Source organism: Delftia sp. GW456-R20 (genome assembly GCF_001622915.1).
In the GTDB taxonomy this organism is placed as follows: Bacteria; Pseudomonadota; Gammaproteobacteria; order Burkholderiales; family Burkholderiaceae_C; genus Comamonas; species Comamonas acidovorans.
Genome location: NZ_LWCN01000004.1, coordinates 2,658,176 through 2,672,688 on the forward strand (window position 1 = coordinate 2,658,176; position 14,513 = coordinate 2,672,688).

General features: G+C 70.5%; 12 protein-coding genes. 8 read left to right on the plus strand and 4 right to left on the minus strand.

The genetic code is table 11. The features are described from left to right. Window positions 1–57 precede the first annotated feature (57 nt). From A4F85_RS17180 to A4F85_RS17210, 7 genes are read left to right on the plus strand one after another with little or no spacing between them, the layout of a single operon-like run. Entirely contained in the window at window positions 58–1,122 is a 1,065-nt protein-coding gene (locus A4F85_RS17180) for a porin (protein ID WP_063327252.1), read from the plus strand. A gap of 9 nt (window positions 1,123–1,131) precedes the next feature. Further along, a complete protein-coding gene (locus A4F85_RS17185) occupies window positions 1,132–3,258 on the plus strand; it encodes an acetate--CoA ligase family protein (protein ID WP_063327253.1) in 2,127 nt (708 codons plus the stop codon). Then, window positions 3,255–4,277 (plus strand): Bug family tripartite tricarboxylate transporter substrate binding protein, encoded by a 1,023-nt coding sequence (locus A4F85_RS17190; RefSeq protein ID WP_063327254.1) that lies wholly within the window; start codon window positions 3,255–3,257, stop codon window positions 4,275–4,277. Before A4F85_RS17185 ends, A4F85_RS17190 begins: the two co-directional genes overlap by 4 nt. A gap of 25 nt (window positions 4,278–4,302) precedes the next feature. Continuing rightward, entirely contained in the window at window positions 4,303–5,700 is a 1,398-nt protein-coding gene (locus tag A4F85_RS17195; protein WP_063327255.1) for a DUF1254 domain-containing protein, read from the plus strand. Window positions 5,701–5,708: 8 nt separating this feature from the next. Next, window positions 5,709–7,034 (plus strand): DUF1254 domain-containing protein, encoded by a 1,326-nt coding sequence (locus tag A4F85_RS17200; protein ID WP_063327256.1) that lies wholly within the window; start codon window positions 5,709–5,711, stop codon window positions 7,032–7,034. Next, complete coding sequence (locus A4F85_RS17205) at window positions 7,031–8,284, plus strand: alkyl sulfatase dimerization domain-containing protein (RefSeq protein WP_063327257.1); 1,254 nt, start codon at window positions 7,031–7,033, stop codon at window positions 8,282–8,284. The genes A4F85_RS17200 and A4F85_RS17205 overlap by 4 nt, the downstream gene beginning before the upstream one ends. 51 nt (window positions 8,285–8,335) lie before the next feature. Next, window positions 8,336–9,325 carry a Bug family tripartite tricarboxylate transporter substrate binding protein gene (locus A4F85_RS17210; RefSeq protein ID WP_063327258.1) on the plus strand — a complete coding sequence of 330 codons (990 nt, stop codon included), beginning with the start codon at window positions 8,336–8,338 and terminating at the stop codon, window positions 9,323–9,325. A gap of 25 nt (window positions 9,326–9,350) precedes the next feature. On the opposite strand, the gene A4F85_RS17215 is transcribed toward A4F85_RS17210, so the two are convergent. The 3 genes from A4F85_RS17215 to A4F85_RS17225 form a co-directional block, all read right to left on the minus strand. After that, window positions 9,351–10,379 (minus strand): Bug family tripartite tricarboxylate transporter substrate binding protein, encoded by a 1,029-nt coding sequence (locus A4F85_RS17215; RefSeq protein WP_063327259.1) that lies wholly within the window; start codon window positions 10,377–10,379, stop codon window positions 9,351–9,353. A 76-nt stretch (window positions 10,380–10,455) separates the two neighbouring features. Then, entirely contained in the window at window positions 10,456–11,472 is a 1,017-nt protein-coding gene (locus tag A4F85_RS17220) for a Bug family tripartite tricarboxylate transporter substrate binding protein (protein ID WP_013804170.1), read from the minus strand. Window positions 11,473–11,486: 14 nt separating this feature from the next. Then, window positions 11,487–12,671, minus strand: coding sequence for a M20 family metallopeptidase (locus A4F85_RS17225; RefSeq protein ID WP_063327260.1), 1,185 nt, complete (start codon window positions 12,669–12,671; stop codon window positions 11,487–11,489). Window positions 12,672–12,748: 77 nt separating this feature from the next. Here A4F85_RS17225 and A4F85_RS17230 point away from each other — a divergent pair, with 77 nt between their 5' ends. Next, window positions 12,749–13,693 carry a MurR/RpiR family transcriptional regulator gene (locus tag A4F85_RS17230; protein WP_063327261.1) on the plus strand — a complete coding sequence of 315 codons (945 nt, stop codon included), beginning with the start codon at window positions 12,749–12,751 and terminating at the stop codon, window positions 13,691–13,693. A 55-nt stretch (window positions 13,694–13,748) separates the two neighbouring features. Here the strand turns inward: A4F85_RS17230 and A4F85_RS17235 are convergent, their stop codons facing one another. Continuing rightward, complete coding sequence (locus A4F85_RS17235; protein ID WP_012203297.1) at window positions 13,749–14,486, minus strand: amino acid ABC transporter ATP-binding protein; 738 nt, start codon at window positions 14,484–14,486, stop codon at window positions 13,749–13,751. Window positions 14,487–14,513: the final 27 nt, after the last annotated feature.

Below are 14,513 nucleotides of genomic sequence, written 5' to 3' on the forward strand. Positions count from 1 at the left end.
TAGTAGCAAGCAAGCCACCGGGCAAAGCATCCGGGGCGCTACCAAGGAGACAAGTTCGTGAAGCACAAGCATTGGCTGGCCGCCGGCGGCATGGCGGCCCTGGGCACGTCCGCGTGGGCCCAGAGCAGCGTGGAGATGTTCGGCATCGTCGATGTCCACATCAACAGCGCAAGGTCGGGCGCCACGCGCCTGAGCCGGCTGGAGGACGGGGGCAGCGCGGCATCGCGCATCGGCTTTCGCGGCAGCGAGGACCTGGGTGGCGGCCTGCGCGCCCAGTTCATGCTGGAGGCCGGCGTGGCGCCGGACACGGGCCTGGGCACCATTCCCGGCCCGGGCCTGGCCTTCACGCGGCAGGCCTGGGTGGGACTGAACAGCGGCTGGGGCGCCGTGGAGATGGGCCGCATGTATACGCCCATGTTCGGCGCGCTGTTCCGGGCCGATCCGCTGGGCATGAACGCGCTGTTTTCCTCGCTGAACCTGGTGTCGGCCACCGATGCCCAGGCCGGCCTGCGGCCGTTTGCAGCGCGGGCCAACAACCTGGTGCGCTACCGCACGCCGGCAAGCCAGCCCTGGCTGGCGGACCTGGCCTATTCCTTTGGCGAAGCGGCTTCGCCGAACAGCAGCAACGGCCGCCTCTATGGCGCCACGCTGGGCTGGAACCAGAAGCCCTGGTTCCTGGCCTACAGCTTCCAGAAGTCCGTGGAAGGCAGCGCCGCCGCGCCCGTGGCCGCGCCCGCCACCAGCCAATACCAGGCACTGTCGGCCAGCTGGGAGGCCCTGGACGGCCTGCGCCTGACGGGCAACTACGTCATCAACCGCGTGGACCGTGCCGGCACACCCAAGGCGAAGCTGGCCCAGCTGGGCGCCGATTGGAGCGTGGATGCGCGCTCCAAGCTGCTGGTCTCGGTGGCGCGGCGCGAGGTGGGCGGCACGGACCGCGCCCAGAACACCTGGACGCTGGGCTACGACTACGCGCTGAGCAAGCGCACCGTGCTCTACGCGCGCTGGCTGCAGCTGGGCAATGCGGCCAATGCCTCGGCCGCCATTGCCAACGTGCCGGTGGCCGCCAACAGCGGCGACGGCGTGCGGTCCCTGGCGCTGGGTGTGCGCCACAACTTCTGAGGGACACACATGACCGACAGCCATTGCTTTGACACCTCCCGGCTCGACGCGCTGTTCGCGCCGCGCTCCATCGCCGTGGTCGGCGCCTCGGACCAGGCCAGCAAGATCGGCGGCATTCCGCTGGACTACCTGCTGCGCTTCGGCTACGGCGGCGCGCTGTATGCGGTGAACCCGCGCGCCAGCCGCGTGCAGGGCCTGCCCGCGCACGAGCGGCTGGCCGCCATCGGCGCGCCGGTGGACCTGGCCATCGTCGCCGTGCCGCAGTCGCAGGTGGCCGGCGTGCTGGAGGATGCGGCCGCCGCGCGCGTGCAGTCCATGGTGCTGTTTTCCTCGGGCTATGCCGAGACCGGCTCCGAAGGCACGGCCGCCCAGCAGGCGCTGGCGCGGCGCGCGCAGGAGGCGGGCATACGCCTCATCGGCCCGAACTGCCTGGGCTTCATGCGCCCCGGCCACCAGGTCTATGCCACGTTCTCGCCCGCGCCGGGCGGCGGGCTGGTACGGCCCGGGCGCATCGGCATGGTCAGCCAGTCGGGCGCCTTCGGGGCCTATGCCTACAGCCTGGCGCGCGAGCGCGGGCTGGGCCTGTCGCTGTGGGCCACCACGGGCAACGAGGCCGATGTGCAGCTGGCCGATGGCCTGGCCTGGCTGGCCCGGGACCCCGAGACCGACGTGATCATGGCCTACATGGAGGGCTGCCGCGACGGCCCCCGGCTGCGCGCGGCCCTGGCCCTGGCGCAGGAGCGCGGCAAGCCCGTGGTCATGTGCAAGGTGGGCACCAGCGCCCTGGGCGCGGCCGCCGCCGCATCGCACACGGCCTCGCTGGCGGGCAACGATGCCGTCTATGACGCGGTGTTCCGCCGCTACGGCGTGCTGCGCGCGCATTCCATCACCGACTTCTTCGCGCTGGCGGCCAGCGCCTCCATCGCGCGGGCCCCCAAGGGGCGGTCCATCGGACTGTTCACGGTCTCGGGCGGCGTGGGCGCCATGATGGCCGACGACGCCAGCGCAGCCGGCCTGGACGTGGCACCGCTGTCCGATGCGGCCCAGCGCCAGCTGCGCGAATGGGTGCCGTTTGCCGCGCCGCGCAACCCCGTGGACATCACGGGCCAGGTCACCAACGACATGACGCTGCTGGAGCGCAGCGCCCGCCTGATGCTGGCCGACCGGCAGTTCGACAGCTGGCTGGGCTTCTTCGCGGCAGGCGGCCTGTCCGACGCCTTCTGGCCCGTGCTGCAAAGCCTGGTGCAGACGCTGCGCACCCACCATCCCGACACCCTGCTGGCCGTCAGCACGCTGTGCCCGCCCGAGCGCCGCGATGCGCTGGAGGCGCTGGGCTGCCTGGTGTTCGCCGACCCGGGCGCGGCCATACGCTGCATTGGCGCACTGGCCCGCCTGCATGAAACACCGCAGGCGCTGCCCGCGATGGCCGATGCAGGCAGCGCACTGCACCTGCCGGCGGGCACGCTGTCGGAGCAGCGCAGCATGGCCCTGCTGGCCGAGGCCGGCGTGCCCGTGGTGCCGCACCGGCTGGTGCGCACGGCGGCCGAGGCAGCGCAGGCCGTGCAGGCCGCGCAGGAGATGGGCGGACGCATTGTCCTCAAGGTCTGCAGCGATGCCATCGCCCACAAGTCCGACGTGGGCGGCGTGGCACTGAACCTGACGGATGCGGCCGGCGCCCAGGCCGCCTTCGACCGCATCCTGGCCAATGCGCGCCAGGCCCGGCCCGATGCGCACATCGACGGCGCGCTGGCCGCGCCCATGGTGCAGGGCGGCGTGGAGTGCATCGCCGGCGTGCACCGCGACCCGGTATTCGGCCCGGTGCTGATGTTCGGGCTGGGCGGCATCCATGCCGAGATCCTGCGCGATGTCTCGCTGCGCCTGCTGCCCATCACGCGCGACGACGCGCTGGCCATGGTGCGCGAGCTGCGGGCCTTCGCCGTGCTGGACGGCGCGCGCGGCCGCCCCCGCGTGGACCTGGACAGCATTGCCGACACGCTGTGCGCCCTGGCCGGCTTTGCGCAGCGCGCAGGCGCCACGCTGGAAAGCGCCGAGATCAACCCCCTGATCGTCCGCCCGCGCGAGGACGGCGGCTGCGTGGCCGTCGATGCGCTGGTCATCGGCAGGGAGGCTGCATGAAAGCCAATGCCCATTCCATCTCCCGCCCGGAGGCCACCATGAACACACCCCTGCTGCGCACCGCCGCACTGACCTGCCTTGCACTGGCCTGCAGCGCCGCGCTGGCCCAGGACGGCTATCCCGCCCGGCCCGTGCGCATCGTCGTGCAATACCAGGCCGGCGGCTCCACCGACACCGTGGCGCGCATCCTGGCCGAGGGCCTGGCCAAGCGCCTGGGCCAGCCCGTGGTGGTGGACAACCGCAGTGGCGCGGGCGGCATCATCGGCACCGAGCATGTGGCCAAGAGCGTGCCCGACGGCCACACCCTGCTGCTGACCGTGCCCGGGCCCATCACGGCCAACCTGGTGCTCTACAAGAAGCTGCCCTACGACCCGCGCACCGAGCTGCGCATGGTCTCGGACGTGGTCTCGCCCTCCATGGTGATGGCGGTCAACCCGGCCGTGCCGGCCAAGGACTTCAAGGGCCTGGTCGAGGCCGTGCGCCAGTCGCCGGGCAAGTACGCCATGGGTTCCTGGGGGGCGGGCACGCAGCCGCACCAAGTCCAGGTCTTCATGGACAAGGCCTACGGCCTGCAGTCGCTGCACGTGGCCTACAAGGGCGAGGGGCCCATGTCCATCGACCTGATCAGCGGCGTGATCCAGATGACGCTGGGCTCGGCCGCCACGCTCAAGCCCTTCATCGACGCCGGCAAGCTGCGCGCCCTGGCCGTGGCCGGACCGCGCCGCAGCAAGGCCCTGCCCGATGTGCCCACCTTTGCCGAGCAGGGCTACCGCGAGCCCGTGTATGCCATCACGGGATCGATCTCGCTGATGGCGCCCGCGCGCACGCCCGACGCCATCGTCGAACGCCTGGGCCGCGAGGTGGCCGCCGTGATGCGCGAGCCCCAGGTGCGCCAGCGTGTCGAGGCGCTGGGCCTGGAGGCCCAGGGCAACAGCCCGGCCGAGGCCAGCGCCGCCTACGCCGCCTTTTTGCCCGTGGCGCTGGACCTGGCGCGCTCCACGGGCGTGACCCTCGACTGACCCCCCTCCTGCCCTGAAGAAAACAATGGACATGAACCCGACCCCTCCCTCCCTGCCCGAAGTCCGCCGCGCCCTGGCGCGCTCCATCGGCCTGGCCGCCTTTGTCTACGGCTATCCGCTGATAGAGACCTACCGCACCTGCCGCCTGCAGACCGACGCCGGCGCCGCGCGCGCTACCGGTCTGAGTGTGGGCCTGGGCCTGGACATGCGCGGCGACTTCGACACGCTGCACCACAGCCAGCGCCCCTCCACCCATGAGGACCGCGATGTGGTCACGCCCGCCAACGACCTGCTGTACTCGCTGGCCTGGATCCACCTGGCCGACGGCCCGCGCCTGCTGACCGTGCCCTCCAGCGCCGCACATCCGGGCCGCTATTTCGTGCTGGCCCTGTACGACGCCTATACCGAGAATTTCGAGAACCTGGGACCGCGCAACTGCGCGCCCGAAGGCGAGACCGTGGTCCTGGTCGGGCCGGGCGGCCAGGTGCCGGAACACCTGGCCGGCCACCGTCTGGTGCACTGCCCCAGCAACCTGGTCTGGCTGATCGGCCGCACCGTGGTGGGCGATGCGCCCGACTGGCCTGCGGCCCGCGCACTGCAGGCCGACATCCGGCTGGAGCCCGCGCCGGGCACGCCGAAAGGAGGCCGCCCGGCCGCCGTCACGAACTGGGTCGGCCCGCCCGTGGACGCCATGGCGGCCGCCTTCGAGAACCAGGAGCCTGCGGCCGAGGTTGCACCGCGCTTTTTTGCCAACCTCTGCCATGCGCTGGCCGAGGCGCCTGGCCGCAAGGAGGACCAGGGGCTGCTGGCCTGGTTCGGCCAGGCCGGCCTGGTGGCCAGCGCCCACATGGCGTGGGAGCAGCTGGAGGAGCCCGTGCGCGAAGGCCTGACCGAGGGCTTTGCCGACGGCGTGCGCACCGTGGCCGCCATGGGGCGCAACCGCCGTCCCCGTCCCTGGACCATGACGCCGTCCACCGGCCGCTACGGCAGCGAGTACCTGGGCCGCGCACGCACCGCCTACCTGGGCCTGGGCGCGCTGGCCACCAGCGAGGCCATCTACGCCGCCGCCCACCACGACGCAGGCCTGCAGCCGCTGGACGGCAGCCAGCGCTATGTGCTGCGCTTCAATGCCGCCGACATGCCGCCGGCCGATGCCTTCTGGTCGGTCACCCTGTATGACGCCGACCGCTTTCTCTACGGCAACGAGATCGGCCGCCACTCCATCGGCGACCGCACGCCGGGACTGCTGCGCGAGGCCGACGGCAGCCTGCAGATCGACCTGGGCCATGCCCGGCCGGCACAGGGCGCCGCCAACTGGCTGCCCACGCCGCACGGGCGCTTCTACCTCATCCTGCGCATGTACCACCCGCAGGCAGGCGCGCACCAATGGCCTGTTCCACCCCTGCAGCCCGTGGCCGCATGAGACACGCCATGGACCTGAGCACCCTGGCCGAAGAGGCCGTCATCCACACCTGCCCGCTGTACGAGATGCGCCGCATGCGCGCGGCCACCTCGCCCCGGCGCAATGCGGCCGGCGAGGCCGCGACCGCACCGCTGCGCTGGTGCAACCAGTTCGTTCATGCGCGCCAGCTGCTGCGCGCCGGCACCAGCCGCGTGGTCACGCCCAACAACGACACGCTCTACACCAACGCCTGGCTGGACCTGGGCGCCGGGCCGCTGGTGATCGACGTGCCCGACACGGCGGGCCGCTACTACGTGCTGGGCCTGCTGGACTTCTTCACCAACCCCTTCGCCCACCTGGGCCAGCGCCTGACGGGCACGGCGGCGCGCTCCTTCCTTGTCACGCCGCCCGGCTGGCAGGGGACGCTGCCGCCACCGTTCGATGCGCCCGGCGCACACATTGCCGCGCCCACGCCCTGGCTGTGGGTGATAGGCCGCATCCTGGTCGATGGCGAGCACGACCTGCCCGCCGTGCACGCGCTGCAGGACGGCTTTGCGGTGCGCCCGCTGGCCGACTGGCAGGCGGGCACGCCCTCGCAGGCCCGCGCCTTCGACCCGGACTGCGATCCCCAGGCCCCGCCAAATGCCGAGCACTATGCAGCCCAGGTGAATGCCGCCTTGCGCGACAACCCGCCGCCAGCAGGGCATGCCGCACGGGTCGCGCGCTTTGCGGCCGTGGGCCTGGGCGCCGGGCTGGGCGCACCCGATGCGCAACAGCAAGCCGCACTGCAGCGCGCCCTGGACAGCGTGCTGCCCCGGCTGCGCGCGGCCAGCACGGGCCGGCGCCTGGACTCGGGCTGGGAACTCCCCGCCCTGGTCGAAGGCAGTTTTGGCGACGACTTCCAGGCCCGCGCCGAAATTGCGCTCAAGTACATCGGCATGCTGGAAAGCCGCGAGGCCATCTACCCGCTGGCCTGGCATGACGCCCAGGGCCGGCCCCTGCATGGCAGCCGCCGCTACCGGCTTCGCTTTGCACCAGGCGCGCTGCCACCCGTGCAGGCCTTCTGGTCTCTGACCCTCTACGGCGCCCACGACTGCATGCTGGTGGACAACCCCATCGACCGCCATGCCATCGGCGACCGCACGCCGGGCCTGCGCCCCGACGCTGATGGCGATGGCGGGTTGACTATCCACATCAGCCACGCGCCGCCGGCCAGCGAAGACCACCGCGCCAACTGGCTGCCCGCGCCGCGCGAAGGCTTTTACCTGTGCCTGCGCGCCTACATGCCCCGGCCCGAACTGCTGGACGGCCGCTATGCCCTGCCCCCCATCGAACCAGACCCGGAGACCCCATGAACGCCAGAGACGACGACAAGCCCTTCTTGCTGGTGGGCACCGGCAGCGAAACCGTGGCGCCGGGCCTGCACATACTGCGCGGCCAGGGCCAGTCCTTCGTGGCCGAGACCGACGCGGGCCTGGTGGTGATCGACGCCGGCCCCGGCGGCAAGGTCAGCCAGGACATGATCGCCAGCCTGCGCCAGCTCAGCGACGCGCCCGTGCATGCGCTGTGCTACAGCCACGGCCACATCGGCTACAACGCGGGCGTGCCCGCCTGGCTGGAGCATGCGGCCGCGCGCGGAGAGCCTGTGCCGCGCCTGATCGCGCACCGCAACCTGCCGCGCCGCCAGGCTCGCTACCGCGAGACCCGGGCGCTGCAGCACCGCATGGCCGAGATCCAGTTCAACCGCAGCGCGGGCTTTTTCGAGCACCGGCTGGACATGCACGAGCCCACCGAAACCTTCGACACGCGGCTGGAGATAGGCAGCGGGGACGGCCGCATCGAGCTGTTCTGGGCGCCGTCCGAGACCGACGACGCCATCGCGCTGTGGAGCCCCGGCCAGCGCGTGCTGTACGGCGGCGCGGCGCTGCTGGACTCCATCCCCAACATCGGCACGCCGTTTCGCACGCTGCGCGACACCGTGCGCTGGGCCGACACGCTGCAGGCCATGGCCGCGCTGCGCCCGCTCAAGGCCGTGCGCGAGTTCGGTCCCGTGATCGAGGGCGAGCAGGCCGTGCAGCAGGTGCTGCTGCACACCGCACAGGCGCTGCGCTGGCTGCGCGCCGAAGTCGTGCGCCTGATGAACGAGGGCCTGAACGAGCAGCAGGTGCTCGCGGCCATGGATTATCCGCAGGCACTGTTCGGCGTGGAGTGGATGAAGCCCACCTATGGCGATCCCAGCTACATCGTGCGCGACATCTACCGCTCGGAAAACGGCTGGTGGGACCGCAACCCGACCACGCTGCACCCGGCCCCGCCCGAGGCCGCAGGCGCCGCCATCGCCGATGCCATCACCGACAAGCCCGGCCTGGTGGCCAGCGCCCAGGCGCTGGCCGACGCGGGCCAGTGGCAGCTGGCCCTGCATGTGATCGACGTGCTGGCCACGGCGACCGGCGACGCGCCCGAGATCGGCCAGGCCCGCAGCCTGAAGGCCGCCTGGCTGCGCGAGCGTGCGCGCGAGGTGGACAGCTATGTCTCGCGCAACCTCTACCGCGTGGGGGCCGACATGATCGAGCAGGGCACGCATGCGCGCCTGGGACTACGCTGACGGGGCCGCGCACAGGAAAGGCGTCACAAGGCGACACAAGGAGACAAGTGCATGAAGACGATGAAGAAGCACGGCATGGCCCTGGCACTGCTGCTGGCCATGGCCTGCACAGGCCACGCCCAGCCGGCACAGGATGCCGGCAACTACCCCGCCCGCCCCGTCACGCTGATCGTGCCCACGGCCGCCGCCGGCGGCACGGACACCATCGCGCGGGTGTTTGCCGAAGGCCTGACCCGGCTGCTCAAGCAGCCCTTCGTGGTGGACAACCGGCCCGGCGCCAACGGCCTGGTCGGCGTGGAGCAGGCCGCGCGCAGTGCGCCGGACGGCTACCGGCTGCTGTTCACCTACACGGCGTCGATGGCCGTGAACCCCAGCCTCTACCGCAAGGTTCCGTATGACCCGATCAAGGACTTTGCGCCCATTGCGCAGATCGGCCGCGCCGGCAATCTGCTGCTGGTCTCGCGCGACCTGCCCGTGCATTCGCTCAAGGAGTTCGTGGAGCATGTGCGCGCCCGGCCCGGCCAGCTCAGCTACTGCTCCTGGGGCCAGGGCTCAGGCGGGCACCTGACCATGGAATTCCTGCTCAAGCAGGCCGGCCTGCAGATGCAGCATGTGCCCTACAAGGGCAGCAGCCCCTGCGTGCAGGGCCTGCTGGGCGGGCAGGTGCAGGCGGCGTTTGCAGACACCTCTTCCACCGTGGAGCTGGTGCGTGCGGGCCGCGTGCGCGCCATCGCCCACAGCGGCGACAAGCGCATTCCCAGCCAGCCGGACCTGCCCAGCCTGACCGAGGCGGGCTACCCGTTCCACAACTATTCCTGGTACGGCGTCTTCGCGCCCGCCAAAACGCCGCAGCCCATCGTGGACAAGCTCAACGCCGCCATCAACCAGTTGCTGCAGGACCCGGCCACGGCCAAAAAGCTGGGCGAGCTCAACCTGACCGATCTGCCCCGGACCACGCCCGCGCAATTCGCCGACACGCTGCGCCAGGACCTGGCGGACTGGGGGCGGCTGGTGCGCGAGGTGGGCGTGCAGCTGGACTGAGGCGCAGGCCTTTGGCGGGCCAGGCTCACTCGGCCACGATGCCCGTCCTGCGCACCACCTCGCCAAAGCGCTTCAGGCGCTCGGACATCATGGCCTCGAAGGCGGCAGGGCTCATTTCCTCGGGCGGGGTCACGCCACGGTCCTGCAGGCTGGCCACCATGGCCGGCGCCGAGGCGGCCTGGCGCACGGCCTTGAAGAGGGCCTGCACCACGGGCGCGGGCGTGCCGGCCGGCGCGGCCAGGCCGGTCCAGGAGCTCATGTTCAGCTGCGGGTAGCCGACCTCGGCCAGCGTGGGCACATCGGGAATTTGTGCCACGCGCTGCTCGGAGGCCACGGCCAGGGCGCGCACCTTGCCCGCCTGGATATGGGGCAGCATGGAGATGAGGTTGTCGAAGAACACCTGCACCTCGCCCGCCAGCACCGAGGTGACCAGCAGCGTGCCGCCCCGGTAGGGAACATGGGTGATGTCCAGGCCCGCATCGGCCTTGAACATCTCCATGTTGAGCTGGCCCATGCTGCCCGTGCCGCCGCTGCCGTAGTTGAGCTGGCCAGGGTGCTTTTTGGCATAGGCGATGAACTCCGCGAAGCTGCGGATGGGCAGGCTCGCGGGCACGACCAGCACATTGGGCAGGCGGCCCAGGATGGCAATGTTCTCGAAGTCCTTGATGGGGTCGTAGCCCACCTTGGGCTGGGTCAGAGGATTGGCCAGGTGGCTGCTCTGCGAGGACACGACCAGGGTGTAGCCGTCCGGCTTGGCGCGCGCCACGGCCAGCGCAGCCACCGAGCCGCCCGCGCCGGGCCGGTTCTCCACCACGATGGGCACGCCCAGGATGCGCGCCATGGGCTCGGCATACTGGCGCGCCATGGCGTCCACCGAGCCACCGGCCGGAAACGGCACGATGAAGCTGATCTGGCGCGTGGGGTAGCCGGCGGCCCTGCCTTCGGCGGCCAGCGCCGCAAGCGGCGCCAGCACACCCAGGCCCAGCCCCGCGCCGAGCACGCGGCGGCGGGAAGGGTGGCTGGCAGCCTGGCGGGCGATAGGGGTCATGCTCATGTCTCCTCCTTATGGAAATACGTCGGCTGCGCCCGGCCATCCGGAGCGCCCTGGGGGCACCCTGGGCGTGCCCTGCTTACTCGGCCACGATATGGGCCTTGCGCACCACCTCGCCGAAGAGCTTCAGGCGCTCGGCCATCATCTTCTCGAAGGCGGCGGGGCTCATCTCCTCGGGGGCGACCACGCCGCGCTCCTTGAGGCTGGCCACCATGGCCGGCGCCGTGGCCGCCTGGCGGATGGCCTTGTACAGCGTCTGGACGATGGCGTCGGGCGTGCCCGCAGGCGCCGCAATGCCGGTCCAGGAACTCATGTTGAGCTGGGGATAGCCGACCTCGGCCATGGTGGGCACGTCGGGCAGCATGGGCAGGCGCTGCTCCGAGGCCACGACCAGGGCGCGCACCTTGCCCGACTGCACGTGGGGCAGCATGAAGACCAGGTTGTCGAGGATGAACTGCACCTCGTTGCCGATGGCGGCCGTGACCAGCGGCGAGCCGCCACGGTAGGGGATGTGCGTGGCAAAGATGCCCGTGGCGGCCTTGAGCATTTCCACATTGAGCTGGCCCATGCTGCCGATGCCGGCGCTGCCGTAGTTGACCTGGCCGGGGCGCTTTTTCACGTACTCGATGAACTCCTGGAAGTTCTTCACGGGCAGGCTGGAATGCACCATCAGCGCATTGGGCTGGCGGCCCAGGATGGCAATGTTCTCGAAGTCCTTGATGGGGTCGTAGCCCACCTTGGGCTGGGTCAGAGGATTGGCCAGGTGGCTGCTCTGCGAGGACACGACCAGGGTGTAGCCGTCCGGCTTGGCGCGCGACACGTACTGCGTGGCCACCGAGCCGCCCGCGCCGGGCCGGTTCTCCACCACGATGGGCACGCCCAGGATGCGCGACAGGGGCTCGGCGTACTGGCGGCCCATGATGTCCACCGAACCGCCGGGCGGAAACGGCACGACCAGCGTGATCGGGCGCGAGGGGTACTTGTCATCGGCGCGTGCGGCCAGCGGCGCCAGCGCGGACAGGCCCGCCAGGCCAAGGCCTGCGCCCAGCAGCTTGCGGCGGGTGTTCAGGGAGGGGTTCACGGACAGGTTTTTCATGGGTATCAGCGCAATCAGGGGTGATCAAAGATGGCGAGGGCCACGGCCTGCGCACGCGGCACGAAGGTGGCCAGCTCGCAGTACTCGCGCTCGGTATGGGGATGGCCGCCCACGGGGCCGGTGGCGCACAGCGTTGGCACGCCCACCGAGGCGGTCAGGCCGCTGTCGGCCGCGCCGCCCGTGAACTCGCCCTGCACATCAAAGTCCAGCGACTGCGCGCCGCGCCGGTACAGCTGCAGCAACGCATCAGGCGTGGGCGCCATGGGCAGGGTGCGGCGCACGGCGGTGACGCGGCCCTGGGTGCGGGGCACGGATTCTTCCTCCACGATGGCGCGGATGCGCTCCATCAGCGCATCGGGATCGGTCTGGGCCGTGTAGCGCACATCGAGCTCGGCCTTGGCGTGGGGCGCCACCATGTTCGGCACGATGCCACCCTGCAGCACGCCCACATTGGTGGTCGTGCCCGTGGCGGGATCGGTCAGCGCATGCAGGGCCAGCAGCTTGCGCGCCATGGCCTCCAGCGCGCTGGCGCCGGCCGCGTGGTTGATGCCCGCATGGGCGGCCACGCCCTGCACCTCGAACTCCACGGCCATGGAGCCCTTGCGGCTGGTCACCAGGTTGCCACTGACGCGGCCGGGCTCGGCATTGAAGACGGCGCGCGCACCGCGCACCGTGTCCATGATGGTCTGGCGCGTGGCGGGCGAGCCTATCTCCTCATCGCACGAGAAGAACAGCTTGAGCGGCGCCTTCAGGCCGCCGCAGCGCGCAAAGGCCTCGGCCACGAAGACGTTGAGCACCAGGCCAGACTTCATGTCGGCCACGCCGGGACCGTAGGCCCTGCCGTCTTCCACGCGGAAGGGACGGCGCGCCACGGTGCCCGCCGGAAAGACCGTGTCCATATGGCCCATCAGATAGATGGGTGCGCCTTCGGCCGGGCCGTCCCCGTCGGGACCGGCGACATCGGCATGCAGCAGCACGCCGTAGCCGGGCACGTCCTCGAAACGCACGGCCACGCCGGCCGCCTCCAGCCGCTCGCGCAGCGCCTGGGCCACGGCCAGGATGCCGGCTTCATCGCGGCTGCCGCTGTCGATATCGACAATCCTGTGCAACAGGTCTTGCATGGCCTGCTGCTGACCGCCCAGCCAGTCCAGCAGTCTCGCGCGCTGCTGCACGCGGCTTTGTTCGAGGGTATCGTGCATGGTGGAATCTCCAGAGTGCATGCAGTGTTGCACGCGACCCCCTATTTTGCAACACACGTTGCATATACAAGAAAAACATGAAATCACCATTGCAAAAAGCCACACTGCTGCTGCCACAGCGCCTGGCGCAGCAGGGCGCGGAGCTGACGGCCAGCGAGTTGACGCTGGCCCAGACCCTGGGCAGCAACTACCCGCATGCGCTGCTGGAGTCGGCCACGGCGCTGGCCGCGCACACGGGCACCAGCGCCTCGACCGTGGTGCGGCTGTTCGCCAAGCTCGGCTATGCCAGCTATGCCGAAGCCCAGCGCGAGGCGCGCGGCGAGGTGACGGCACTGCTGCAGACGGCCGCCCAGCGCGCACCCGTGCTGCTGGGCGCGCAGCGCAGCCTGAGCGAGTGCGTGGACGATGCGCTGCTGCACGACCAGCACAACATCCAGGCCACGCGCGAGGGGCTGGACATGGCGGCCTTCGAGGCCATGGCCCGCAAGCTGGCCCAGGGCGAGGGCCGCGTGTTCGTGCTGGCCCAGCTCAACAGCTCGCCGGTATCCGCCTGGCTGGCCCTGCACCTGAACATGTGCCGCCCCGGCGTGCAGGAGCTGGATGCCGGAGCCATCGCGCCGGCCGACCAGCTGCTGTGGATCGGCCCCTCGGACACGCTGCTGGCCTTCAGCGTCAGCCAGTATTCGCGCGGCACCTTCGAGATAGCGCAGCGCTTTGCCGACGCCGGCGCCCAGGTGCTGGCCCTCACCGACAGCCCCGCCGCGCCGCTGGCCACCGTGGCCCACCACTGGCTGCAGGTGCGCACGGCCAATGCCTCGCCCTTTCACTCCTACACGGCGGCCTTTTACCTGTGCAACGCCCTGGTCTCGGCCGTGGCCCAGCTGCGCCACCAGGATGTGTCCGAGGCCCTGGCCCGGCGCGACGCGCTGTGGAAGGAGTTCAACCACCAGTTGATCAGGACGGCTGAGCCGCGTGCCGCCGCACGGCGCAGCCCCGGCCGCTCCAGAGCGGCAAAAGACTAAGGGCGCCGAAGCGCCCTTGTCTTGAGATGGCCTGCTGCCTGCCGGCAGCAGCCGATCAGTGCTGCAGGATCTTGTTGAGGAATTCCTTGGTCCGGGGCTGGCGCGCTTCCGGGTTGCCGAAGAATTCGTCCTTGGAGCAGTCCTCCAGGATCTTGCCGCCCACGTCCATGAAGATCACGCGGCTGGCCACCTTGCGTGCGAAGCCCATTTCGTGGGTCACGCACATCATGGTCATGCCTTCGTTGGCCAGGCCGATCATCACGTCCAGCACTTCGCCGACCATTTCGGGGTCCAGCGCGGAGGTGGGTTCGTCGAACAGCATCACGATGGGGTCCATGGACAGCGCGCGCGCAATGGCCACGCGCTGCTGCTGGCCACCCGACAGCTGGCCCGGGAACTTGTCCTTGTGCGCCGTCAGGCCCACGCGGTCCAGCATCTTGAGGCCGCGCTTCTTGGCGTCGTCCGGGCTGCGACCGAGCACCTTGATCTGGGCGATGGTCAGGTTCTCGGTCACCGACAGGTGCGGGAACAGCTCGAAGTGCTGGAACACCATGCCCACGCGGCTGCGCAGCTGGGGCAGGTTGGTCTTGGGATCGTGCACGGCCACGCCGTCCACGAAGATCTCGCCCTTCTGGAAGGGCTCCAGCGCGTTGATGGTCTTGATCAGCGTGGACTTGCCCGAGCCCGAAGGGCCGCAGACCACCACGACCTCACCCTTCTGGATGTTGGTGGAGCAGTCGGTCAGCACCTGGAAGCTGCCGTACCACTTGGAAACGTTCTTGAGTTCAATCATTGGTTCACTCCGACTCGTGTCAGTTGT

Excerpts from the sequence above, each read along its gene's own strand:
- A4F85_RS17195 (WP_063327255.1), top strand. The coding sequence starts at position 4,303 with ATGGACATGAACCCGACCCCTCCCTCCCTGCCCGAAGTCCGCCGCGCC.
- A4F85_RS17225 (WP_063327260.1), bottom strand. The coding sequence starts at position 12,671 with ATGCACGATACCCTCGAACAAAGCCGCGTGCAGCAGCGCGCGAGACTG.
- A4F85_RS17210 (WP_063327258.1), top strand. The coding sequence starts at position 8,336 with ATGAAGACGATGAAGAAGCACGGCATGGCCCTGGCACTGCTGCTGGCC.
- A4F85_RS17235 (WP_012203297.1), bottom strand. The coding sequence starts at position 14,486 with ATGATTGAACTCAAGAACGTTTCCAAGTGGTACGGCAGCTTCCAGGTG.
- A4F85_RS17220 (WP_013804170.1), bottom strand. The coding sequence starts at position 11,472 with ATGAAAAACCTGTCCGTGAACCCCTCCCTGAACACCCGCCGCAAGCTG.
- A4F85_RS17185 (WP_063327253.1), top strand. The coding sequence starts at position 1,132 with ATGACCGACAGCCATTGCTTTGACACCTCCCGGCTCGACGCGCTGTTC.
- A4F85_RS17205 (WP_063327257.1), top strand. The coding sequence starts at position 7,031 with ATGAACGCCAGAGACGACGACAAGCCCTTCTTGCTGGTGGGCACCGGC.
- A4F85_RS17230 (WP_063327261.1), top strand. The coding sequence starts at position 12,749 with ATGAAATCACCATTGCAAAAAGCCACACTGCTGCTGCCACAGCGCCTG.
- A4F85_RS17190 (WP_063327254.1), top strand. The coding sequence starts at position 3,255 with ATGAAAGCCAATGCCCATTCCATCTCCCGCCCGGAGGCCACCATGAAC.
- A4F85_RS17215 (WP_063327259.1), bottom strand. The coding sequence starts at position 10,379 with ATGAGCATGACCCCTATCGCCCGCCAGGCTGCCAGCCACCCTTCCCGC.
- A4F85_RS17200 (WP_063327256.1), top strand. The coding sequence starts at position 5,709 with ATGGACCTGAGCACCCTGGCCGAAGAGGCCGTCATCCACACCTGCCCG.